Below are 22,194 nucleotides of genomic sequence, written 5' to 3' on the forward strand. Positions count from 1 at the left end.
GACACTCGATGAACTACTGGCCCTTGATCGGCATCGCCGTCGTGATCGCCGGTTTCGCGCTCAAACGCAATCCGGTGCTCGTCGTGATCGCCGCGGGCGTCGCGAGCGGACTCGCCGCAGGCATGAGCGTCGCCGACCTGCTCGCGCTGATCGGCGACTCGTTCGTGAGCAACCGCGCGCTGCTGCTGTTCGTGCTGACCCTGCCCGCGATCGGCCTGCTCGAACGCTACGGTCTGCGCGAACGCGCGCAGGCGTGGATCGCCTCGTTCCGCAATCTCTCGCTCGCGCGCCTGTTGATCGCCTATCTTGGCGCACGCCAGTTGCTGTCGATGCTCGGCATGATCGACCTCGCCGGCCACGCGCAAACCGTGCGTCCGCTCGTCGCGCCGATGAGCGAAGCGGCCGCGCGCAACGACGGCATCGCACTCGACGACGAAGCACGCGAGCGCGTGCATGCGCTCGCCGCGGCCACCGACAACGTCGGCCGCTTCTTCGGCGAGGATGTGTTCCTCGCCTTCGGCGCCGTGCTGCTGATCCAGGGGTTCTACGCGCGCAACGGCATCGAACTCGATCCGCTGTCGATCGCGCTGTGGGCGCTGCCGACCGCGATCGCGGCATTCGTGATCCATGCCGTGCGCATAGTTTGGTTTCAGAAAGCTCTTGTTGAGAAGTGTGGCCAAAAAAGGCCGCTTCTTGACTCTTGCGATCAAGGGCGAGCGCAGAAATGAGCTTGCGCCTTGAGTACATCTACTGGCTGATGGGCATCTGGCTCGTGCTCTGCGCGATCTACAACCTGCGCGAGCGGCGCTGGGCTATGGCCACATTCTGGGCCTTGGTCGGCTGCGCGTTCCTTTTCGGCGATGCGATCAAGGCCGCGAGTGCGGCGCACGTGCGCTGGCCGGCGCAAATGATGGGGCTCGGCGTTGTCGCTCTGGGCCTGCTCGCAGCGAGCGGCACCATGCAGAAACAGGGTTCGACGGACGGTGAGCGCCGCGATTCCGCCGAACGCCTCGGCAACAGACTTTTCCTGCCGGCGCTGACCATTCCGTTCGCGACCATCGCTCTCGTGCTCACCCTTCCGCGCCTCTCGTGGCAAGGCGCTCCGCTGATCGATGCGACTCAGGCCACGCTCATCTCGCTCGGCCTCGCCTGCGTGCTCGCCGCGATCGTCGCCGTGCGCACGACACGGGCGCCGGCGACGCAGGCGCTCGCCGAAGGCCGCCGCCTGCTCGACACGCTCGGCTGCGTCGCCCTGCTGCCGATGGTGCTGGCCACGCTCGGCGGCGTGTTCGCGGCGACCGGCGTTGGCGACGCGGTCGCAGCGATCGTCGGCGCGGTGATTCCCGTCGACAGCCGCATCGCCTGCCTCGTCGCATTCGCGCTCGGCATGGTGTTGTTCACGATGATCATGGGCAATGCCTTCGCCGCGTTTCCGGTGATGATGGCCGGGATCGGCCTGCCGCTGCTCGTGCACAAGCACGGCGCGGCGCCCGCCGTGCTTGGTTCGCTCGGCATGCTGACCGGCTACTGCGGCACGCTGCTGACGCCGATGGCGGCGAATTTCAACATCGTGCCGGCGGTGCTGCTCGAACTACGCGACCAGTACGCGGTGATCCGCGCGCAGTGGCCGACCGCGCTGGTGCTGCTCGTCGTCAATGTGATTCTCATGGCGGTGTTGGTATTCCGATGAAGCACGCTGCAAAAAAGCGCATCGCGCAACCCGTCGCACTCGTGACCGGCTTCGACCCGTTCGGCGGCGAGACGATCAACCCCTCGTTCGAGATCGCGCGCGCGCTCGACGGCGAAACCATCGCCGGCCATCGCATCGTCGGCGCCGAGCTGCCGACCGAATTCGCGCGTTCGCTGCCCGCGCTCGACGCCTTTCTGCGCAAGCATCGTCCTGCTCTCGTGATCGCGCTTGGCCAGGCCGGCGGCCGCAGCGGCATCTCGCTCGAACGCATCGCGGTCAACCTGATCGACGCACGCATCGCCGACAATGCCGGCGCTCAGCCCGTGGATGTGCGCATTGTGGAAAATGCGGCAAATGCTTACTTTTCCACCTTGCCGGTAAAGGCGATGCTGTCTGCCTTGCGCGCGGCGAACATTCCGGCGGAACTTTCGCAGAGCGCCGGCAGCTTCGTCTGCAATCACGTGTTCTACGGCTTGATGCGTCGCCTCGTCCGCACGCGACATGCCGTGCGCGGCGGTTTCATCCACGTGCCGTTTCTGCCGGAGCAGGCGCAGAATTCCCCCGGCACGGCGAGCATGCCTCTGGTCACGATGATCGCCGCGCTGCGCCTCTGCCTCGAAACCGCGCTGACGACGAAGGACGATCTGCACTACGCCGCCGGGGCGACGCACTAGAACCTAACTCAAAACTACTGCGCTCGACATTTCGCGCGCCGGCGGTGCTCGGATCCTCATTTACTACTTGTAAACTCCGGTTCCTGCGCTCCGGCGACACGCGAACTGTCTTTGCTCGCTACGTTTTGAGATAGGTTCTAGGCATCGCGCGGGAAATGCAGCCGCACGTCGCCGCTCAACCGCCGCCGAGCACTTTGCCCAGGTTGTCGAGGCCGGCCTGATAGACCGCGCCCATCGTGTCGGTCGCGGTCTTGTCGTCCGCGTTCGCGGCCGGATGATCGCCGACGTCCTTGCGCTTGAACTGGCCGGACCAGGTCACCACCGACTTGCCGTCCGCAGCCGCCTTGACGCTGACCGTCGAAGTGTAGTCGCTCACCGGCAACACGCCTTCGAGAATCGCATACTTGAAGCTGTGATGTGCCGGATCGTAGCCGAGCAGTTTTTCCTTGATCGTGCCGCCGTCCTTGAGCGTGAGCAGGCGCACCGCGCCGACTTTATTGTTGCTGCCCTCGACGATCTGGTCGCTGGCAACGGCCGGATGCCAGGTGTTGAGCCCGTCGAAATTCTTCACCGCATCCCAGACCTTGGCGACCGGTGCGTTGACCGTGGTCGTCTTGGTGACTTTGAGCACCGGTGCGGCGGCGAAAGCGAAGCTTGCGCCTGCGGCAAGTATGGCACCGGCTATCGTCTGCATTTTGAGCATGACTACCCTCCCGAGATGGCTGGAAATCGGATTTGTCGTTTGCGGGACCCAACGCAACCCGGCCCCTTGGGCGAATATTGCACAGCGCCGCCGATGGCGCTCTCGCACGATGGGACACTGTCCTGTTTCTGGCACGGCCGGCACAGGAGTACCCGACCCTACCCCGGCCGCAACCAGCGCGCCGCGAGTGGTGGAATCAACAGCAGGCTGACCAGCGTGGACGAAACGAGACCACCCAGGATCACGACCGCCATCGGCCCCTCGATCTCGTGCCCGGGCTGATGCATCTGCAGCGCAACCGGCAGCAATGCGAGCGCGGTCAGCAGCGCGGTGAGCACGACCGGCGTCAGGCGCTCGATCGCGCCCTGCATCGCGGTCTCGAGATTCCAGGTCTTGCCTTCAACGCCGACCAGGTGATCGTAGTGCGACACGAGCAGGATCGTGTTGCGCGCGGCCATGCCGAACAGCGCGACGAAGCCGACCATCGAACCGAGTGTCAGCGTGGCGCCGGTCAGCGCGACCGCGGCAACGCCACCGATCAAGGTGCTCGGCAGCGCGAGCAGGACCAGCGCCACGTGCCGCGCATGGCCGAACGCGAGTGCGAGCAGCAGCACGATCAACACGAATGCCGCGGCCGAATGCAGCAACAACTCGTGCTGCGCTTCGGATTGTGCACGCGCCTCGCCGCCATAACGCAGATAAGTTCCGGCAGGCAGGTCGAGTTTCGCGATCACGGCGCGTGCGCGTTCGGCAAAACCGGCCTGGTCGGTCGTGCGCGGCGTCGCGGCGACGATCTGCGCGCGCAAGCCGTCCTCGTGCCGAACGACACTGCGCGCGTCGCCCATCGTCAGCGTCGCCACGCGCGACAGCGGTACGAGTGCGCCGTCGCGGCTGCGCAGCAACATTCCGCCGACCGCCTGCGGATCGGCACTGACGCCGGCGATGCGCACCGCGACCGGTATGCTGCGGTCGGCCTCGGCGAGATTGGCCACGATGCTGCCGTGGAACGCGGCACTCAGTGTTTCCAGCGCTTCGCTCGCCTGCAATCCGTACAGCGCGAGCTGGTCGGGCTTGAGTTCGATGTGCAGTTCGCTTTGCCGCTGCGGCACGACCAGACGCACATTGCCACTGTCAGGCAGCGCGCGCAGCGCTTCGGCGATGCGCGCGGCGGCCTCGTCGTTGCGTTCGAGGTCGTTGCCGTAGACGCCGACCGAGAACGGCGCCGAATCGCCCGACAAGGTTTCGCCGATGCGCTCGGCGAGCACCGAGTAAATCTCGACGAGCTGGTTTGGATAGTTCGCGAATACCGCGCGGATCGCCGCGTCGATCTCGGCGGCGCCGCGTCCCTGCGACGGATCGATCTGCACTTCGAACTCGCTGCGATCGGGCGTATCCGGATCCTGGCCGTTTTCGGCGCGGCCGATCTGCTCGGCGACGCTCTTCACGCCGAGAATCGCGGAGAGATCGCGCGAAATCGCAAGGCCGATGCGCGCGGTCTCGGCAATCGACACGCCCGGACGCAGGCCGGCGTGCGCGATCAGATAGTTCTCGCGAAAGTCCGGCAACAGGCGCGCACCGAATAACGGCAGCGCGAGCGCGCCGATCACGCCGCTCGCGATCAATACGGCCCAGATCGCGCGCGGATGCGCACCGAACGCGCCAATGACACGCGCCTGCCAACGCTTGCAATGCGCGAGAAAGCCGGCCTCGCCATGCGGCTTGTGCTTGCCCATCGTCAGCACGCACAACGCCGGCGTCGCACTCATCGCGACGAGCAGCGACAGCGCGACCGCGAGCAGAAACGCGATCGACAGCGGCCGGAAGAACGCGCCCTGGATGCCGGTCATCGCGAGGATCGGCAGGAACGCGACCGCGACGGCCGCGGTCGCATAGAACACCGGTGTGCGCACTTCGAGCGAGGCTTCGATCATGAGCCGGCCGATGTCGATGTCGTCGCCCTGCGCCTCGCGCCGGCGGCGCAGGATGTTCTCCACGTCGATCACCGCATCATCGACGACGACACCGAGTGCGACGACGAGGCCGCCGAGCGTCATCGTGTTGAGGCTGAAGCCGAACGCTTCGAGCAGCCAGACCGTGGTCAGCAGGGCGAGCGGAATCGCGCTGAACGATACCAGCGCGCCGCGCCAGTCGCGCAGCATGACGAGCAACAACGCGACGACGAGCGCCGCGCCGACGAGCAACGACTGGCGCAGCTTGGCGATCGCGCTTTCGATGAAGCTGGCCGGTCGCAGCAACGCGGGATGATAGTCGACGCCGAGCTTCTTCAGCCCCGGCGCGAGCGCATCGAGGCGTGCCTCGAGCGCGCGCGTGACATCGAGCGTGTTCGCGCCATATTGCGTCGAGGTCTCGATCAGAATACCGGGCTTGTTGCCGATGATCGCATCGCCGAAACGCGGTTCGGCACCGTCGCGAACCTGGGCGACGTCGCCGAGCCGCACCGGCGCGCCGGCACGCGTGCCGATCAGCGCGAACGCGAGCGCCTCGACGCTGGCGCCCGGACTCACCGCCTTGAGCACGATGCGCTGGCTGTCGGTCTCGACGTAGCCGCCGCCGACGAGCGCGGTCGCGCGCCGCGTCGCTTCGGCCACATCGTCGAGGGTGAAGCCGCTCGCCGCAAGCTTGAGCGGATCGACGATCACCTGGCGCTCGCGCGACGCACCGCCGAAAACCTGCGCCTGCGCAACGCCGGGCACGGCAAGGATCTGCGGCTTGACCGTCCACTGCACGAGATCGCGCAGCGCAACCGGATCGAGCCTGTCGCTCGTGTAGCCGAAGTGGATCAGGTACTCCATCGACGACGACAGCGGCGAGAGCACCGGCGCGCTGACGCCCGCGGGCAACAATCCGGCCGCAGAAGCGAGGCGCTCGGTCACCACCTGGCGCTGGCGGTACGGATCGCCGGCACGCTCGAACACGACATTGATCGCCGACAGGCCCTGGCTCGACGTCGAGCGCACCGACTTCACGCCTTCGGCACCAGCGAGCAGGTTTTCCAGCGGTCGCGTCACCAGCGATTCGACCTGGGTCGCGTCGAGACCCGGCGCTTCGGTCTGCACGAGCACGCGCGGCGGTGCGAAATCGGGAAACACGTCGAAGCCGACGCGCAGCAACGCGGCGAGACCGAACGCCGCGATCAGCAGCGACAGCGCGGTGACGATGCGTGGGTTCGCGAGCGAAGCGCGGACAATGGCGGCTAGCATGTCGCGCTCCGCTGAGTGGCGTGCCCGATGAGATCAATCGTCATCGTCTGCTGCCACCGGCTTGCCGGCCGTGCCAGCGAGCGAGAACAACGCACCGGCGCCCTGCACGACGATGTCGTCGTCATCGTCGATGCCGTCGACGAGCCAGCCCTCGCCGTGCGGCATCAGCAAGCTGACCTTGACTTGCGCGAAGCTCGTCTTGTCGGCGCCCGGCTTCGCCGCGAGGCGCTTGAAGACATAGGCGCCGTCGCTGCCGTAGAACAGCGCACCGCGCGGCAGCACGAAGCCTTTGCGCGCCGTAGCGAACAGCGTCGCCGGCACGCGCGCACCGGCACCGAGCCCCGCCGGCGGCGCATCGACTTCGAGCAGCACGCCTGTGCCTTGCGCTTCAGGCGTCGTCGCGGCCGGGCCGAGCACGCGCGCGGGCACGACGACGCCATCGATGTCGAGTTCGGCACGTTCGGGCAGCACGCCGAGACTGCGCCGCCCCGGCAGTTCGGCGCGCACGAGGAGATGCGCAACGGATGCCACCGCAGCGATCGTCTTTTGCCTTGCAACGGGCGGCAACGCCGCGAGTGCTGCCCAATGCGCGCGGAATTTCGCCGCTGCCGCATCGGCCAGCGCGCGCTGCCGCGCGGCTTCCGCCTGCGCCGCTTCGAGCGTTTTCGAAGCCGCTGCCGCGCCGGCCGCGGCCAGACCACGCAGACGCGCGACTTCGGCGTCGGCAGCCTGCGCGGCACTGCGGCTGCTTTCGGCTTCACCTGATTCGGCGGCCAGCACCGCGGAATCGAGTACGAGACCGATCGCCGCCACGCGTTCGTTTGCCGTCGTCTGCGCCGCGCGCGCGGTGACGATACCGACGGCGCGCTGTTGCTGAGCGGTCAGCGCGAGCGGATTGGCCTTGTCCGCATGGCCGCCCTTGTCCTGTGCATCATCGTCGTCGGCAAGCGCCGCGGCCGCAGCCAGCAGGCAGAGTGCGCAGGCGATCGTTCGCGCTTGCCTCGAAACGTGTCTCATCGTTCCTCCTTTTCCGCCAGCGAAGGCAACGTGTGCGCGAGGTCGAGTTCCGGCCCGGAAAGAGGCGCATGCAGCGCATCCTCGAGCGCGTCGCGCGCGGCTTGCCATTGTGCGCGCGCTTGCAGGGCATCGATTTCGCCGCGCAGTTCAAGCGCCTGCGCGGCGGCCAGCTCTTCGCTGCCGAGCACGCCGAGGCGCTGGCCGACTTCGGCCTGGCGCCGCCGCTCGTGCGCGTCGCCGAGATTTTTTGCCGCGGCCTGCGCGCTGGCGCGTGCGCCGTCCTCGGCACGCTCAGCCGCGGCGACCTCGCCGTAGATCTGCGCCTGCAGCGCGAGCAGACGCTCGCCGGCGACATCGCGCTCGGCCTGTGCCGAGCGAATCTCGGCGCGGTTGAACATCGGCAGACTGAAACCGAGATCGAACGGGAATTTGCTTACGCCGTGATCCCAGTAATAGCCGGGCGACAGGCGCAACTGCGGATACTGACGCAACACGGCCTGGTGCAGCTTGTTTTCGCTTTGCGCGTAGTCGCCAACCGCGGCAGCAAGATCCGAACGCGACAGCAGCGCCTGTTCGCGCGCCGCGCCGAGCAGCCTCGCATCGGCATCCGGCGGTGCGCCCCATTCCGGCCAAGACAGCACGGTTGTGTCCAGCGCCTGCACCGGCACACCGATCGCCGCGGCAAGGCTCGCCTGCGCCGCGGCGGCTTCGGCGCGCGCCTGCGCCTGCTGCTGCGCGGTTTCGCTGCGCGACTGGCGCAGCGTCAACAGTTCCGCCGGAGCATCCTCGCCGGCGGCGACTCGATGTTGTTCGATCGCGACAAGACGGTCCTGGACGGCGGCGAGGCGGTCGAGCAGATCGACGCGCCGCTGTGCGGACTCGCTCGCCGAAAACGCCGCGACCAGATCGCGGCGCAGCGCCCACACCTGATCGAGCCATTGCCACTGCGCGTTGCGCGTGCCGAGTGCGGCCAGCTCGCGTTCGGCGCGCTTGAGGTCGGGGGAACGCAGGTCGAGATCGAGTGCGAAACCGTACAACCACGGATGCGGATCGTGGCGCGCGTATTCGCTTTGCAGGGTCAATCCGGGATTGGCTGGCTGCGCCGCCGCGTCCTCGCGCGCGCGCGCCGCGCGCGTCTGCGCGCGCGCGACTGCGAGCTTGGGATTGGCCGCGAGCGCGGCGCTCAGCAGCGCTGCGCGATCGTAGCGCGGCGGCGGCCATGCCGATGCCTGCGGCACGAGTTCGGCGATGCGCGCGCCAAGTTCCGGCGAATCCAAACGGCGCGCGGCGAACTCGGCAACGCTGGCATCGAGCGTGACCGGCTTGGGCTGATAGCTTGCGCACGCGGCAAGGAAAAGCAACGTCGCGACAACGCCGCTACGCACCGAGCGCCGGAAGACCGAATCCGTCGATTCCAAGACTTCGCCACCTCCCCGCTCCGCCGCAAGCTCGCGCCACGCAATGGAAGCCGCCAACGTCCGGGCCGCTCTCGCGTTTTGTTCTGCCCTCGATGTTAGCGGAAGCCGAGCGGGCAGCGCGAGGACGCGACTGCCGCCCCGGAATTGCAACACGTTCGCGGCTGACTCAAAAACAAACAGCGCCCGAGCGGGCGCTGTTTGGGAGACTGCTGAACGCGAAGCTCAGTGCTTGTTCGGATCGGCCTGCGGTGCGGGCGCCGGGGCCGCCTGCGCGTCGGCCGCAGGTGCGGCGGCGGGGGCTGCCGCCGGTGCCGCAGGGGGCGCGGGTTCCGGTTCGCTGTAGACCTGCTCCTTACCGTCCATGTCGAGATAGACCGGCAGCGACATGCGCTTGCCGGTGACGTAGATCATGTGCTTCTGCTCGTCGTTGGCCTTCTCGGCCTTCTTCACGAGGATGCCCTTAAGCGGCTTGTTCTTGTCGACGCCTTCCTGATAGAAGCTGCCGACCGCGCCGTACATCCCGACCTTGTCCACGGTCAGCGCATCGCCGACCTGATACTTGCCGTCCTTGGTGATCTTGATGATCAGCCTGCCATCTTCGATGTCGCGCGCCGAAGCGGTTGCGACCAGGGCGAGGCCGAGCAACGCAGCCAGAATTGTGTTGGAACGACGCATGGTTATCTCCCGTAGAAAAAATTCATTGCAAACCGGGCCCGCTGCCGCGGTTTGCTAGCAAACGGTCGCGGTAAAGCCGCGCCACGTTACTTCTTGCCGTCGTCGGCAATCTGGATGATCTTGAGCCGCTCGTCGTTGTCGAGCACATAGGCCTCGACCTTGAGGTCGCGCGCGATACCGGCCAGGCCGGCGACCTGCTGGTTGGTGACTTTCTGCTTCTCGCCACGCTTGAGCAGGATCGTGCGCACCGGCGAGCCGGCGTCATTGCGGTAGCGGATGTGGTCCCGCAGTGTCTGCGTGTCGAGCGTAGCGCCGTCGAGGTCGAACTGACCGTCCTTGTCGGCACGCACGACGAGATCGTACTGCTGCGGCGAAACGGTCGGCTCGGAGGTGCCTTCCTTGATGTTGTCGCGCCCGCACGCGGCAAGCGCGGCCAGCAACAACGCGAGCAACACGAGCTGGAAACGGCGAGCGAAAGTGATGTTGTGCATGTGTCCTGCGTGCCTCGAATTCATTGGGTCAGTGTCCTATCCTAGCGGACGCAACTGACAATACTCTGGCCGGAACCTGTCTCAAAACGTCGCGAGCGAAGGCGGGTCGCGGGACGCCGGAGCGCAGGAACCGGAGCATACGTTGAGTATGTGAGGATTCCGAGCACCGCCGGCACGCGAGATGCCGAGCGCAGTAGTTTTGAGGCAGGTTCCAATCATGCCTGCGGCAAGGTGACTCCTGTCTGACCCTGATACTTGCCGCCGCGATCGGCATAGCTTACCTCACAAACCTCGTCGGATTCGAAGAACAGCATCTGCGCTACGCCTTCGTTCGCGTAGATGCGCGCCGGCAACGGCGTGGTGTTGGAAAACTCGAGGGTGACGTGGCCTTCCCACTCCGGTTCGAGTGGGGTGACGTTGACGATGATGCCGCAGCGCGCATACGTGCTCTTGCCCAGGCATACCGTCAGCACGCTGCGCGGGATGCGGAAATACTCCACCGTGCGCGCCAGCGCGAACGAATTCGGCGGGATGATGCACTCGGCCGCCTTGACGTCGACGAAGCTGCGCGCATCGAAATGTTTGGGATCGACGATCGTCGAGTTGATGTTGGTGAACACCTTGAATTCGTCGGCGCAGCGCACGTCGTAGCCGTAGCTGGAAGTGCCGTAGGAAATCAGTTTGCCGCCCGACGCGTTGACCCGCACCTGGCCCGGCTCGAACGGTTCGATCATGCCGTGCTTTTCCGCCATGCGGCGGATCCAACGATCGGATTTGATGCTCATGCGCTGAGGATGGGAAAAGGGGCCGAGAGTATAACCGCGCGCGCCGGCAGGCGCAGCGCTGCTGCGACCTCGTCGCGACGGGCGGCGTCCACCAGCACGTCCGCGACCGTGCAGCCGCAGAGACGAAGAGCCATGCCTGGGCTCACGTGTTCTGCACGACGATCTTCGGAAACCCCATTGCCTTGCTGCGTGTGCGCAGACTCAGCTGTGCCGCGGCTTTGCGCGCAATCTCGGCGTAGGCCTGCGCGAGTGCGCCGTTCGGCTCGGCCGCCACCGTCGGCGTGCCGCTGTCGGCCTGCTCGCGGATGTGGATGTCGAGCGGCAGCGAACCAAGCAGCGGCACGTTGTATTGTGCCGCCATCGCCGAGCCGCCGCCCGCGCCGAAAATGTGTTCGGTCTGACCGCAATTCGTGCAGGTATGCAGCGCCATGTTCTCGATGATGCCGAGCACCGGCACGTTGACCTTCTCGAACATCTTCAGCGCCTTCTTCGCATCGAGCGTGGCGATGTCCTGCGGCGTCGTCACGATGAGCGCGCCCGACACTGGCACCTTCTGACACAGGGTCAGTTGGATGTCGCCCGTGCCCGGCGGCAGGTCGATGACGAGGTAATCGAGATCGGCCCAGTTCGTGTCGTTGAGCAGTTGCGTCAGCGCCTGCGTGACCATCGGCCCGCGCCAGATCATCGGTGTGTCTTCTTCGATCAGGAAGCCGATCGACATGGTCTGCACGCCGTGCGCGATTTTCGCCTCGATCGTCTTGCCGTCCTTGGAATCGGGCTTGCCCGAAACACCCATCATGCGCGGGATGCTCGGGCCGTAGATGTCGGCGTCGAGCAGGCCGACCTTGGCGCCTTCGGCGGCAAGTGCGAGGGCGAGGTTCGCCGCCGTCGTCGACTTGCCGACGCCACCCTTGCCGGACGCCACCGCAAGGATGTTCTTCACATGCGGCAACGGCGTCAGCTCGTTCTGCACCTTGTGCGCATGCACGCGCGAGGAGATGCCGATCGCAACCGACTCGATCGCGGGATCGGCCTTGAGCGCGTCGCGCACCTGCAGCGCGAGTGCGGCTTCCCAGGTCTTGGCCGGATAGCCGAGCACGATGTCGACCGCGACCTTGGCGCCGTCGGCGCCTATGCCCTTGAGCGCCCCGCTCTCGGCCAGCGTCCTGCCGGTATGCGGATCGAAGATGGCGCCGACGAGGCGCTCAGCCGACTCCTTGATGCTTTGCGTCATGGACAACTCGTGAAACTTGGATAGGATCGCCATTGTAGCCAACTATGCGGGTCCGTATTGATCCGCGCCGCGTCGTTTTCCGATCCGCACACCGCCACACAACAAACCAGGGAGTCGCCATGCGTTCGTACACTTTCCTCTTCGCCGCCGTCGCCACGTTCTGTGCGAGCTCGGCGTTCGCCGCCGATGCTTCGCCGGTCGGCACCTGGCGCACGATCGACGACGAGACGAAAAAACCGAAGTCGATCGTCGAGATCAGCGAAGTCAACGGCGAGGTGATCGGCAAGATCAAGGAACTGCTGCAGTCTGACAAGGGCCCGAACCCGGTCTGCGACCAGTGCGACGGCGAACGCAAGGACAAGCCGGTCATCGGCATGACCATCATCTGGGGCATGAAGAAGGACGGCGACGTGTGGGACGGCGGCACCATCCTCGACCCGAAGAACGGCAAGACCTACGGCTGCAAGCTCACCCCCGACGCCGACGGCAAGACCCTGCAGGTGCGCGGCTTCAAGGGATTCTCGCTGCTCGGCCGCACCCAGGTGTGGGAGCGCGTGTCGCCCTGATCGATACAGCGCAGCGAATCGTCGGCAATGCTCGAAGAATAGGCTGCAGGATTGGGCTGCACGACCGGCAACCCGCGAGATTTTTCAAAGACAAGAAGTGCCTCGCATCCCCCGCACACCGAATTAGGCTGCGGGATTACGTGGCATTTTGAAACCGAATATGTAGTTAGGCATTATGTTCACGAGTCATCGCGAGATTGTTGACTATTGGGCACAACACCAAGACGAGTGCGGCCTATCCGTCGACTGGTCAGAAGCCGAGAAGCTTTGCTGGCGCTGTGCGCACAAGCGCATGCTTCAACGTTGTCACATTGTTCCGCGAGCGCTTGGGGGAGATGAAAGCCCCGGCAACCTCGTGCTTCTATGTGCTCAGTGTCATGCTGAGGCACCCAATGTCGCTGACACAGAGTTTATGTGGGTCTGGCTGCGCGCTCATGCAGTCGCTTGTTATGGCACTTACTGGCAAGAACGAGGTTTTCGCGAGTACGAGTTCATCTTTCGCGAGAAACCATTCGCTGGCATCACTCATAGCGATGAGCTTCTTCAAAAGGCATCCGATCTATTGAAGGAGCTATTTCCGCGGACCAGCAAGCACTGGGGCCAAGGAAAGATAAATCCGGCAACTGTAGCGTGGGTGTTGCGTCAGGTTGATCAGCGGGCCCGCGCTGATGTCTAGATTCAACTTCTAGATTCAACTTCTAAGTGCAACACCTAACGGGACCGAGCGAACACTGCCCTCGGCGTCTTGAAGTTGTACCGCTTACGAACTTCCTTCGCCTGTCACGTTTGCGATAGATTCCATGTAGGCGCGGATTCCGAGGTTCACCATGAACTGGGAAGAAGTCGGTGCAATCGGGCAAGTCGTTGGTGCAATCGGCCAGGTCGCCGCGGCATGCGGTCTCATTCCGACATTGTTCTACCTGGCCATGCAGGTCCGCGAGCAAAACCGGGCCAATCGCCGTGCGTCACTCGATTTGCATAGCCAGCAGCAGATCGAACTCATCCGCACGATCAACGAGAGCGCGGATTTCGGCGCGATCTATCTGCGCGGACTGACGTCTTTCGAGTCGCTCGATCCGGTATCGCGTCTGCGTTTCGGGGCCTATCTGATGCGCGTATTCCGTTACTGGGACGGAATCTACTTTCACTATACGGATGGCGCCATGCCGCCGCAGTTCTGGCAATCCGTCAGGCGACAGATACAGGATGTGGTGGGCTATCCCGGAGTGCAGGCGTGGTGGAATACGCGCAAACACTGGTACACGGAAGAATTCAACGGCCTCATTGCCGCCGTCATCAACGAAGCGCCAAGCTCGAATGCCTATGCGGCTTATACATTGCCCACTGCTCCGGACACGGCAGCAGGCGTGAGGTAAGCGCTGCTACGCAGCTGCCGCGACGCGATCGAGCGCAGCCGCAAGCTGCGCCACGGTACGATCGACGTGGTGCAGCTTGTCGAGGCCGAACAGGCCGATGCGAAAGCTCATGAAGTCGGCGCGCTCGCCGCATTGCAGGGGCACGCCGGAGGCGGTCTGCACACCTGCCTCGATGAACTTCTTCGCATTCTGTATGCCGGGGTCGGTGGTGTAGCTGACGACGACGCCGGGCGCCTCGAATCCTTTCGCCGCGACGCTCGGAAAGCCGCGCGATTCGAGCAAGGCGCGCACCTTCGCACCGAGTTCGAACTGCGCCGCGCGCGCGGGCGCGAGGCCCCAGGCCAGCGTCTCGCGCATCGCATCGCGCAGGCGCACGAGGCCATCGGTCGGCATGGTCGCGTGATAGGCGTGCTGGCCCTTTTCGTAGCCCTCGGCGATCTGCATCCACTTCTTCAAGTCGCAGGCGAAGCTGTTGCTCGTGGTGCTTTCGATCGCCGCGCGCGCGCGCTCGCCGAGCATCACCATCGCGCAACACGGCGTGCTGCTCCAACCCTTCTGCGGCGCGCTGATCAGCACGTCGACGCCGGTCGCCTGCATGTCGACCCAGACCGCGCCCGAGGCGATGCAATCGAGCACGAACAGGGCGCCGACCTCGCGCGCGGCAGCGGACACGGTACGCAGGTAGTCGTCGGGCAGGAGGATGCCGCTGGCGGTTTCCACATGCGGCGCGAATACGAGCCTGGGTTTTTCCGCGCGTATCGTGGCGGCGACCTCGTCCGCGGGGCACGGCGCCCATGGCGCCTGCGCGGCGTCGGTCAGCTGGCGTGCCTTGCACACGATCGCGCCGGCGCCGAAACCGCCGGCATCGAAGATCTGGCTCCAGCGGTAGCTGAACCAGCCGTTGCGCACAATCAGCACTTTTTCGCGATTGCCGAACTGGCGCGCAACCGCCTCCATGCCGAAGCTGCCGCTCCCGGGCACGATGACCGCGTTGTGCGCGGCGTAGACCGACTTGAGCATGCCGAGGATGTCCTGCATCGCACCGACGAAACGCTTGGACATGTGGTTGAGCGCGCGATCGGTATAGACGACCGAAAATTCGAGCAGGCCGTCGGGATCGACATCGGGAAGCAGGCCGGGCATGAGACCTCCGTGGTTGCAAGGGGCGTGCAGATTCTGTTGTACAGATTCTCCGCCAGTCACGTCGTGCGTACGACGAGCCGGCTCGGCAACGTTTCCGACGTGACTTTCTCGCCACGGAACAACGCCAGCGCCTTGCGCGCAAGCAGCACGCCACCTTCGTGCCAATTCTGGTGCACCGAGGTCAGCGGCGGGATGAAGGCGGCGCCGAGCGGCGTGTCGTCGTAGCCGATCACGGTCACGTCCTCGGGCACGCGCAGTCCGGCTTCGATCAGCGCGCGCACGGCACCCATCGCGAGCAGGTCGTTGATCGCGAACACGGCGTCGAAGCGCGTCTTTTTGCGCAGCAACCCGGCTACGGCCTCGAATCCCGACTCGGCCGTGAACGCCTTGTGGTCGATGATGATCGGCGCAATGCCGTGCGTCTTCAGGTGCTTGACGAACCCGGCGTGGCGTTCGGCCATCTCGGCGTGATCGGTGTCGCCGAGAAACACCGGATGATGGCGGCCGAGCGCGACGAAACGTTCGGCGGCACTCGCTCCGCCCTGACGGTTGTCGCTGCCGACGACGACGTGTGCCTCGTCCGCGCCCGGCGCGCCCCACACCACCATCGGCAGGCGCAGGCGGTCGAACAGATGTACCGCCTGCTGCCTGGCGCCCTGGCCGAGCAGGATCACCGCATCGGCCGCCTGCACGGCCGGCGCAAGCGCACCGGGGCGCGTGGTCAGCAGCACGCTGTAGTTTGCCGTGGCGAGTTCCTGGGCGATGCCGCCAAGCAGTTCGAGCGGATACGGATCGGACATCGGCCGGTTGACGCTCGGCTTCATCTCGACGATGACCGCGATCGTGTGGCTCTGGCGCAAGCGCAGGTTGCGCGCGCTGACGTTGAGCTTGTAGCCGTGCTCGGCGGCGAGCGCGCGCACCTTGTCGCGCGTGCCCGCGGCGACGATGCCGTTTTCGCTGAGCGCGCGCGAGACGGTGATTTTCGATACCCCGGCCAGCCGGGCGAGATCGGCCATCGTCAACGCGCCCTCGGGCGCGGCGGCAGCCTTGTCGTTGCGTCGGGATTTGGGCATGCGGTGAATCGGGCCGTGCGGTCGGCATTGCCGAGTCCGGGCTTCTAGTGTCGCGTTTCGTCGCTGCGCCGTCCATTGCGTGACCGCCGTCGATATGTGCATTCGCAGCAACTGGTATCGGTATCTTGATATCGATAACATTCGATGTTAGCGTGCGCCCCGAGTAGCCGTCCGGTGACAGACGCGCAGCAGCGCGCGGGCCGGGCGACACCGAGGGAGATCGGATGCCATTGCACCAGTCCGCTGCGCATTTGCCTGCGCGCCCGGCCACGGAAACAGCCGCCGGTGATGCCTTGCCCGCCACGGGTGCGCTGCGCATCGTGCAAACGCAATGGCTGCCGGCACAGGCCGCGCGCGACGAAACCCTGTTCGCGCTCGCCGACGGTGCGCTCGGCGTGCGCGGTGGCCTCGAGGAATCGGCCAGCGCGACGCAAGGCAGCTTCCTTGCCGGCGTCTGGGAACGCAGCGCGATCCACTATCACGAGCGCCACCACGGCTTCGCGCGCACGACCGACACGCGCGTGCCGGTGGCCGATGCGACCGCGATCCGCATTCTTGTCGACGACGTGGCCGCCGATCCCGCGCATGGCGAAGTACTCGCATTCGAGCGCACGCTCGACCTGCGCGCCGGCATGTTGTCGCGCAGCATCGCATTCCGCAGCAAGAACGGCGCGACATTCGAGGTGAAGGCACAACGCATCGTGCCGTTCGCGCATCCGGGCCTGCTCTGCATCCGTTGGACACTGCGCTCGCTCGACTACACGGGTCCGGTCACGCTCGAATCGGCCATCGTCGGCAATGTCGCCGCCGCGGCACAAGGCGACGATCCGCGTTTCGGCACCGGCGCCGGCCTCGCCATGCAGATCGCCGATGCAGCGGCCGATGCGCACGAGGCGCGCCTCGCCCAGCACACGCGCGCCAGCGCGATCGGTGTCGTCTGCGTGCAACGCCAGCGCGTCGCCGGCGCCGCGTTCGCCGACGCCGCAGCCGATGCCGGCAGCGCCCGCCAGCGCTACGCCACGCAACTCGCAGCGGGCACCGAGATCACGATCGAGAAATATGTCGCCTACGCGTGGACCCAGCCCGGCGGCGCTGAAACCGATGCGGCATTGTATAAATCCGCACAAAGCAGGCTCGACGCAGCGATGGCACAGGGCTTCGATGCGCTCGCACGCGCGCAGGCGGCCGACTTTGCCGCATTTTGGAACGACGCGGACATCGCGATCGATTCCGCCGCCGGCAACGGCGACGCGCAAGCGCTCGCCTTCAATCTGTTTCACCTGTTCCAGTCGGCGAACCGCGACGGCCACGGCGGCATTGCGGCCAAAGGCCTGACCGGCGAAGGCTACGAAGGCCACGTATTCTGGGACTCGGAAACCTTTGTCCTGCCGGTACTCGCGTTCACCGCGCCGCAACTGGTGAAGCCGAGCCTGGTCTGGCGCTATCGCACACTCGAACGCGCGCGCATGCACGCGCGCGAAATGGGCCAGGCGCGCGGCGCGCTGTATCCGTGGCGCACGATCGCCGGCGACGAGTGTTCGGGACACTATCCTTCGGGTTCGGCGCAATACCATATCAACGCGGCGATCGCTTTCGCCATGCGCCTTTACCTAGAGGCCACGGACGACAAAGCATTCCTTGTCGAAATGGGTGCGGAAGTCCTGATCGAAACCGCGCGCATCTGGCTCGAGATCGGCTTCTTCAACCCGCGCCGTGACGGCGCGTTCTGCATCTGCGCGGTGACTGGTCCGGACGAATACACCGCGCTCGTCGACAACAATTACTACACCAATCGCATGGCGCAGGAACACCTGCGCTTCACCGTCGCCGTCGTGCGCGAGCTCGCCGCCGAAGCGCCGGATGCCCATGCAGCGCTCGCGCGCAAGCTCAGGCTCGGCGAATCCGAAGTCGACGCATGGTCGCGCGCCGCCGAGGCGATGTATCTGCCCTACGACGAAAAACTCGGCATCGTCGCCCAGGACGACACCTTCCTCGACAAGCCGCGCTGGGACATCGCCGGCACGCCTGCGGAAAAATTTCCGCTGCTGATGCATAACCACCCATTGAACTTGTACCGCTATCAGGTGTGCAAGCAAGCGGATGCGCTGCTCGCGTTCGTCCTCACCGATTCCGCGCACGTCGATGCGGCGGTCAAGCGGCGCAGCTTCGACTATTACGAAGCGATCACGGTGCACGACTCGACCCTGTCGCCGTCGACGTTCGGCATTCTCGCTGCGGAGTTGGGCAACGCGGACAAGGCACAGGAATACTTTCACGAGAACCTGCGCATCGACCTCGACGATCTGCATGGCAACACCAGCCATGGCGCGCACATGGCGGCGATGGCCGGAAGCTGGCTCGGCCTGGCATGGGGCTTCGGCGGCCTGCGCGTGCGCGAAGGCATGCTGCATTTCGATCCGATCCTGCCTCCCGGCTGGCGTGGCTATCGTTTCGGCCTGGTCTGGCAGGGGCGCAAACTCAAGGTGGCCGTCGATGCGAACGGGGTAACTTACACGTTGGCCACGGGCGCATCGCTCGACATCGTCCACGGCGGCGAGCGCGCCAACATCGCGACCGGCAACGCGCAAACACTCGCACTCGGGCGCAGCGGTCGCGCGAATGCCGATTCCGCCGTTGCCCGCTCATTCCAGGCCTTGATCTTCGACCTCGATGGCGTGCTCGCCGATACCGCGCACCTGCACCACGCCGCGTGGAAACGCCTCGCCGGCGAACTCGGCCTGCCCTGGAACGAGGCGATCGGCGAGAAACTCAAGGGCGTCGACCGTATGGCCTCGCTCGAGATCGTGCTCGGCGATGCGGCGAAAAAGTATACGGATGCGCAGAAGCGCGAACTGGCCGATCGCAAGAACGGCTACTACCGCGCCGCGATCGCGACGTTCTCCGCGAACGACTTGCTGCCCGGCGCGCTCGCCGCGCTGAAGGCCGCGCGCGCCGCAGGACTGAAAATCGCGCTGGCCTCCGCAAGCCGCAGCGCGGGAGAGCTCGTCGAGCGCATGGGCGTGGCCGACCTGTTCGACCACGTTGTCGACTCGGCCACGATCGCGCGCGCCAAGCCCGATCCGGAAATCTTCGTACGCGCCGCGCAGGCGCTCGGCGTCGCCCCGGCGGACTGCCTCGGCATCGAGGATGCGCAGGCCGGCGTGGCCGCGATCAAGGCCGCCGGCATGGCCGCCCTGGGCATCGGCGACGCGCGCGTGCTGCACGAGGCCGACGCGGTGTTGCCCGACCTCACTCAATTCGATCTGGCGAAATTCGTTAGCAAAAAAAACAGGGAAGACCGAGCTGCAAAGACCTGACCGCCGCAGACCCGCAACGCAGAATTCGCGGGCTGAGGGTAACAACAACATCGTGTTCATACTTCGGAGGGAGAATCCCATGAAACAGATCCACAACCGTCATCCAAAAACACCGCGGCAGAATATGATTCGCCTGGCCCTGACCACGGCAATCCTCGCCGCGCTCAGCCCCATGGTGATGGCCGCGGACGCGGCACCCGCACCGACCGCAGACCCGCAGGCGGCCCCCGCTCCAGCGCCGGGCGATCAGAACAAGGGCAATGCGGCGGCGAAATCCGACACCCAATCGCTCGAAGGCATCGTCGTCACCGGTACCGCCACTGCGGGCGGCGTGAAGAAACTCGACGCAAGCTATTCCATCACCGCGGCCAACGCCGAACAGATCAAACAGGCCAATCCGAAGAGCACGGCCGATATCCTCAAAATCTCGCCGGGTCTGTGGCCGGAATCTTCCGGTGGCCAGACCGGCGCCAACATCGAGATCGCCGGCTTCCCGGGCGGCGGCGACGCGCCGTTCTTCACGATGATGGTACAGGGCACCCCGCTGTACGGCATGTCCTCGCTGTCGTTCATGGATTCGAGTTCGTTCGTGCGCCTCGACGACACCGTGGAGCGCGTGGAAATCATCCAGACCGGCCCCGGCGTGTTGTACGGTGCCGGCCAGATGGGCGCGACCGCCAATTTCCTGCTCAAGCAAGGCACCTCGGAACCGTCCGGCTCGATCGCCGTAACCTACGGCAACGAAGGCATGTATCGCGTCGACGGATTCTTCGGCGGCAAACTCGCCGATGGCTGGTACGGCAGCATCGGCGGCTTCTGGCGCCAGTCGGATGGCGTGCGCAGCCCGCAGTTCAAGTCGGACGATGGTTACCAGCTGACCGGCACATTGACGCATGACCTCGACAACGGCTCGATCATGCTCTGGGCACGCACCCTGCAGGACAAGAACCAGTTCATGGTGCCGACGCCGTTGATCGAGGACGCGCACGGCAATTTCTCGACATATCCGGGCTTCAACGCGCTGACCGACACTTACGGCAGCAAGGCCATTCAGAACGTCACCCTGGTCAATCCCGCCGGCGGCACCGAGCAGGCCAACCTCGCCAACGGCCGCGGCGGTAACCTGAACTTCTTCGGCGGCAACTACGACGCCGAATTCGGCGGCTGGACCGTGTCCGACAAATTCGTCTGGAGCGGCGGCCAGCTCAACACCAACGCGCTGTTCTCCGGCCCGAATCCGAAACCGCTTGGCTATTTCCTGTATGGCTGCAACTGGTCGGGCGGACAGGCTTCCGGATTCTGCAACTCCAGCAACCAGCCCATCGACAGCAACAACCTCGGCTATCCGCTGAGCCAGAACATCGCCTACAACGGCGCGTCGAGCCTCAACCAGAGCGTGATCCAGCAAGGCTGGTGGTTCATCCAGAAAGACCTGCGCAACCTCAACAACGACTTCCGCATCAGCAAGGAGATTTTCGACGGCAACACGCTGACCGCGGGCGTCTATCTCGCCCACTACACTGATGATGACAACTGGTCGCTCGGCAATCCGATGCTGATGACCAACACGCCCAACGCCACGCCGATCACGCTGAGCTATGCCCAGGGCGGCAACACTTACTACGTCACCAATCCGCAGGGCATCCTGAGCTACGGCCAGGGCTTCAACATCATCGAGCACGGCGTCGGCAACAACAAGGCGTTCTACCTCGCCGATTCTTGGCGGCTTTGGGACAAGTGGCTGTTCGACATCGGCGGTCGCGTCGAGAACATCAGCGTCAACCAGCGCACTTGCAACCAGAAGAACGTCGATCTCGACAACAATCCCTATACGCTGTACGACAACAAGGCGCAGATCTGCGACGGCACCTACACGACGTTGCACTACGACAAGACCCATCCGGCATTCACTGCGGGCCTCAACTATGAGATCGCCGACAACATGTCCGCGTATCTGCGCGTGTCGAGCGGCGGACACTTCAACGATTTCGACAACGGCATCCGCGGCACGGGCGGCAACTTCGCACCGATGCAGAAGATCCGCAACTTCGAGTATGGCTTCAAGTGGCAGACCGATTGGGTCTATGCCGATTTGTCCGCTTACCATCGTCAATTCAGCGGTCTGACCAACAGCCTGACCAACGGGGCCTCGAACCCGCTCGACTGTGACGGCGTCCCGACCGCAACGAGCGGAAAGGCGCAGTGCCAGTACATCTACGGCGCGGATACGAAAGGCTTCAACGGTCACGTCGTCCTGACCCCGGTCGAGAACTTCAAGATCGACGCCCTCGTCGCGCTCATGTACGGCCACTATTCGCACGCCGCGACGACGCAGGCCTATATCGACGTCAATGGCGATACCAAGTACGTCGACATCAACGGTGCGCCGCTGCAGCGCCAGCCGATGCAGCGTTACATGGTCACGCCGAGTTACAACTTCGTGTTCGACTGGGGCAACATCATGCCCTTCGTCACCTACTCGTATAACGGCCAACGTTACGAAGACACGACCGGATTGGCGCCGCTCGGCAAGTACCACACCTGGGACTTCGGCGTCGTCGCCAACTACGGCAAGAACTGGCAGTTCCGCGTGCAGGGCACGAACCTGACCAACGAGATCGGCCTGACCGAAGGCAACGCGCGTGTCGCCGGCGTGCCGACCGGCCCGGGCGGTGTGCTGCTGGCGCGGTCGATCGAAGGCCGTGAGATCAACTTCCAGGCGAAGTACCAGTTCTGATCTCGTCACGTTTCGTTTGTCCTCTCAGACAAGCGGTCCGGATCGATCCTCCAACGCGATTCGGGCCGCCCTTT

At 65.1% G+C, this 22,194-nt stretch carries 19 protein-coding genes; 8 read left to right on the top strand and 11 right to left on the bottom strand.

The window, feature by feature from the left end:
* Positions 1-8 precede the first annotated feature (8 nt).
* The 3 genes from F455_RS21040 to pcp are packed head-to-tail and all read left to right on the top strand — an operon-like array spanning position 9 to position 2,364.
* A complete protein-coding gene (locus tag F455_RS21040; RefSeq protein WP_018974066.1) occupies positions 9-728 on the top strand; it encodes a DUF969 domain-containing protein in 720 nt (239 codons plus the stop codon).
* Positions 725-1,690 (top strand): DUF979 domain-containing protein, encoded by a 966-nt coding sequence (locus F455_RS0114665; RefSeq protein WP_018974067.1) that lies wholly within the window; start codon positions 725-727, stop codon positions 1,688-1,690. Before F455_RS21040 ends, F455_RS0114665 begins: the two co-directional genes overlap by 4 nt.
* A complete protein-coding gene (pcp, locus tag F455_RS0114670; protein WP_018974068.1) occupies positions 1,687-2,364 on the top strand; it encodes a pyroglutamyl-peptidase I in 678 nt (225 codons plus the stop codon). The genes F455_RS0114665 and pcp overlap by 4 nt, the downstream gene beginning before the upstream one ends.
* Before the next feature lie 175 nt (positions 2,365-2,539).
* On the opposite strand, the gene F455_RS0114675 is transcribed toward pcp, so the two are convergent.
* The 9 genes from F455_RS0114675 to apbC form a co-directional block, all read right to left on the bottom strand.
* Positions 2,540-3,067, bottom strand: coding sequence for an SRPBCC family protein (locus F455_RS0114675; protein WP_018974069.1), 528 nt, complete (start codon positions 3,065-3,067; stop codon positions 2,540-2,542).
* 158 nt (positions 3,068-3,225) lie between these two features.
* The gene (locus F455_RS0114680; protein ID WP_018974070.1) at positions 3,226-6,288 is read right to left on the bottom strand and encodes an efflux RND transporter permease subunit; all 3,063 of its coding nucleotides are present in this window, start codon (positions 6,286-6,288) and stop codon (positions 3,226-3,228) included.
* 33 nt (positions 6,289-6,321) lie between these two features.
* Positions 6,322-7,305: a hypothetical protein gene (locus F455_RS0114685; protein ID WP_018974071.1), complete on the bottom strand. Its 984-nt coding sequence runs from the start codon at positions 7,303-7,305 to the stop codon at positions 6,322-6,324.
* Entirely contained in the window at positions 7,302-8,723 is a 1,422-nt protein-coding gene (locus F455_RS0114690) for a TolC family protein (protein WP_157578895.1), read from the bottom strand. Before F455_RS0114690 ends, F455_RS0114685 begins: the two co-directional genes overlap by 4 nt.
* Positions 8,724-8,945: 222 nt before the next feature.
* Positions 8,946-9,398 carry a hypothetical protein gene (locus F455_RS0114695; protein ID WP_018974073.1) on the bottom strand — a complete coding sequence of 151 codons (453 nt, stop codon included), beginning with the start codon at positions 9,396-9,398 and terminating at the stop codon, positions 8,946-8,948.
* A gap of 86 nt (positions 9,399-9,484) precedes the next feature.
* On the bottom strand, positions 9,485-9,889 hold the full coding sequence (locus tag F455_RS0114700; protein ID WP_018974074.1) for a hypothetical protein: 405 nt from the start codon (positions 9,887-9,889) through the stop codon (positions 9,485-9,487).
* A gap of 215 nt (positions 9,890-10,104) precedes the next feature.
* Positions 10,105-10,674 (bottom strand): dCTP deaminase, encoded by a 570-nt coding sequence (dcd, locus tag F455_RS0114705; protein WP_018974075.1) that lies wholly within the window; start codon positions 10,672-10,674, stop codon positions 10,105-10,107.
* The gene (locus F455_RS23025) at positions 10,671-10,808 is read right to left on the bottom strand and encodes a hypothetical protein (RefSeq protein WP_157578897.1); all 138 of its coding nucleotides are present in this window, start codon (positions 10,806-10,808) and stop codon (positions 10,671-10,673) included. Before F455_RS23025 ends, dcd begins: the two co-directional genes overlap by 4 nt.
* Before the next feature lie 8 nt (positions 10,809-10,816).
* Entirely contained in the window at positions 10,817-11,908 is a 1,092-nt protein-coding gene (apbC, locus tag F455_RS0114710) for an iron-sulfur cluster carrier protein ApbC (protein WP_018974076.1), read from the bottom strand.
* Between the two features lie 119 nt (positions 11,909-12,027).
* On the opposite strand from apbC, the gene F455_RS0114715 reads away from it, so the two are divergent.
* From F455_RS0114715 to F455_RS0114720, 3 genes are all read left to right on the top strand, one after another.
* Positions 12,028-12,474 (top strand): DUF2147 domain-containing protein, encoded by a 447-nt coding sequence (locus tag F455_RS0114715; RefSeq protein ID WP_018974077.1) that lies wholly within the window; start codon positions 12,028-12,030, stop codon positions 12,472-12,474.
* A 175-nt stretch (positions 12,475-12,649) separates the two neighbouring features.
* On the top strand, positions 12,650-13,150 hold the full coding sequence (locus tag F455_RS23655) for an HNH endonuclease (RefSeq protein WP_033410229.1): 501 nt from the start codon (positions 12,650-12,652) through the stop codon (positions 13,148-13,150).
* Between the two features lie 151 nt (positions 13,151-13,301).
* Positions 13,302-13,850, top strand: coding sequence for a hypothetical protein (locus F455_RS0114720; RefSeq protein WP_018974078.1), 549 nt, complete (start codon positions 13,302-13,304; stop codon positions 13,848-13,850).
* 6 nt (positions 13,851-13,856) lie between these two features.
* Here F455_RS0114720 and F455_RS0114725 read toward each other — a convergent pair whose 3' ends face one another.
* A complete protein-coding gene (locus F455_RS0114725; protein ID WP_018974079.1) occupies positions 13,857-14,993 on the bottom strand; it encodes an aminotransferase class V-fold PLP-dependent enzyme in 1,137 nt (378 codons plus the stop codon).
* Between the two features lie 56 nt (positions 14,994-15,049).
* Positions 15,050-16,066: a LacI family DNA-binding transcriptional regulator gene (locus tag F455_RS0114730; RefSeq protein ID WP_018974080.1), complete on the bottom strand. Its 1,017-nt coding sequence runs from the start codon at positions 16,064-16,066 to the stop codon at positions 15,050-15,052.
* A gap of 224 nt (positions 16,067-16,290) precedes the next feature.
* Here F455_RS0114730 and pgmB point away from each other — a divergent pair, with 224 nt between their 5' ends.
* Positions 16,291-19,383 (top strand): beta-phosphoglucomutase, encoded by a 3,093-nt coding sequence (gene pgmB, locus F455_RS0114735; RefSeq protein WP_018974081.1) that lies wholly within the window; start codon positions 16,291-16,293, stop codon positions 19,381-19,383.
* Positions 19,384-19,462: 79 nt separating this feature from the next.
* On the top strand, positions 19,463-22,120 hold the full coding sequence (locus F455_RS0114740; RefSeq protein ID WP_018974082.1) for a TonB-dependent receptor: 2,658 nt from the start codon (positions 19,463-19,465) through the stop codon (positions 22,118-22,120).
* Positions 22,121-22,194 lie beyond the last annotated feature (74 nt).

The sequence above is a fragment of the Rudaea cellulosilytica DSM 22992 genome (assembly GCF_000378125.1).
Taxonomy (GTDB): Bacteria; Pseudomonadota; Gammaproteobacteria; order Xanthomonadales; family Rhodanobacteraceae; genus Rudaea; species Rudaea cellulosilytica.

Bases quoted from the DNA above. Each gene is read 5' to 3' on its own strand.
- F455_RS21040 (WP_018974066.1), top strand. From the start codon at position 9: ATGAACTACTGGCCCTTGATCGGCATCGCCGTCGTGATCGCCGGTTTC.
- F455_RS0114665 (WP_018974067.1), top strand. From the start codon at position 725: ATGAGCTTGCGCCTTGAGTACATCTACTGGCTGATGGGCATCTGGCTC.
- pcp (WP_018974068.1), top strand. From the start codon at position 1,687: ATGAAGCACGCTGCAAAAAAGCGCATCGCGCAACCCGTCGCACTCGTG.
- F455_RS0114675 (WP_018974069.1), bottom strand. From the start codon at position 3,067: ATGCTCAAAATGCAGACGATAGCCGGTGCCATACTTGCCGCAGGCGCA.
- F455_RS0114680 (WP_018974070.1), bottom strand. From the start codon at position 6,288: ATGCTAGCCGCCATTGTCCGCGCTTCGCTCGCGAACCCACGCATCGTC.
- F455_RS0114685 (WP_018974071.1), bottom strand. From the start codon at position 7,305: ATGAGACACGTTTCGAGGCAAGCGCGAACGATCGCCTGCGCACTCTGC.
- F455_RS0114695 (WP_018974073.1), bottom strand. From the start codon at position 9,398: ATGCGTCGTTCCAACACAATTCTGGCTGCGTTGCTCGGCCTCGCCCTG.
- F455_RS0114700 (WP_018974074.1), bottom strand. From the start codon at position 9,889: ATGCACAACATCACTTTCGCTCGCCGTTTCCAGCTCGTGTTGCTCGCG.
- dcd (WP_018974075.1), bottom strand. From the start codon at position 10,674: ATGAGCATCAAATCCGATCGTTGGATCCGCCGCATGGCGGAAAAGCAC.
- F455_RS23025 (WP_157578897.1), bottom strand. From the start codon at position 10,808: ATGGCTCTTCGTCTCTGCGGCTGCACGGTCGCGGACGTGCTGGTGGAC.
- apbC (WP_018974076.1), bottom strand. From the start codon at position 11,908: ATGACGCAAAGCATCAAGGAGTCGGCTGAGCGCCTCGTCGGCGCCATC.
- F455_RS0114715 (WP_018974077.1), top strand. From the start codon at position 12,028: ATGCGTTCGTACACTTTCCTCTTCGCCGCCGTCGCCACGTTCTGTGCG.
- F455_RS23655 (WP_033410229.1), top strand. From the start codon at position 12,650: ATGTTCACGAGTCATCGCGAGATTGTTGACTATTGGGCACAACACCAA.
- F455_RS0114720 (WP_018974078.1), top strand. From the start codon at position 13,302: ATGAACTGGGAAGAAGTCGGTGCAATCGGGCAAGTCGTTGGTGCAATC.
- F455_RS0114725 (WP_018974079.1), bottom strand. From the start codon at position 14,993: ATGCCCGGCCTGCTTCCCGATGTCGATCCCGACGGCCTGCTCGAATTT.
- F455_RS0114730 (WP_018974080.1), bottom strand. From the start codon at position 16,066: ATGCCCAAATCCCGACGCAACGACAAGGCTGCCGCCGCGCCCGAGGGC.
- pgmB (WP_018974081.1), top strand. From the start codon at position 16,291: ATGCCATTGCACCAGTCCGCTGCGCATTTGCCTGCGCGCCCGGCCACG.
- F455_RS0114740 (WP_018974082.1), top strand. From the start codon at position 19,463: ATGAAACAGATCCACAACCGTCATCCAAAAACACCGCGGCAGAATATG.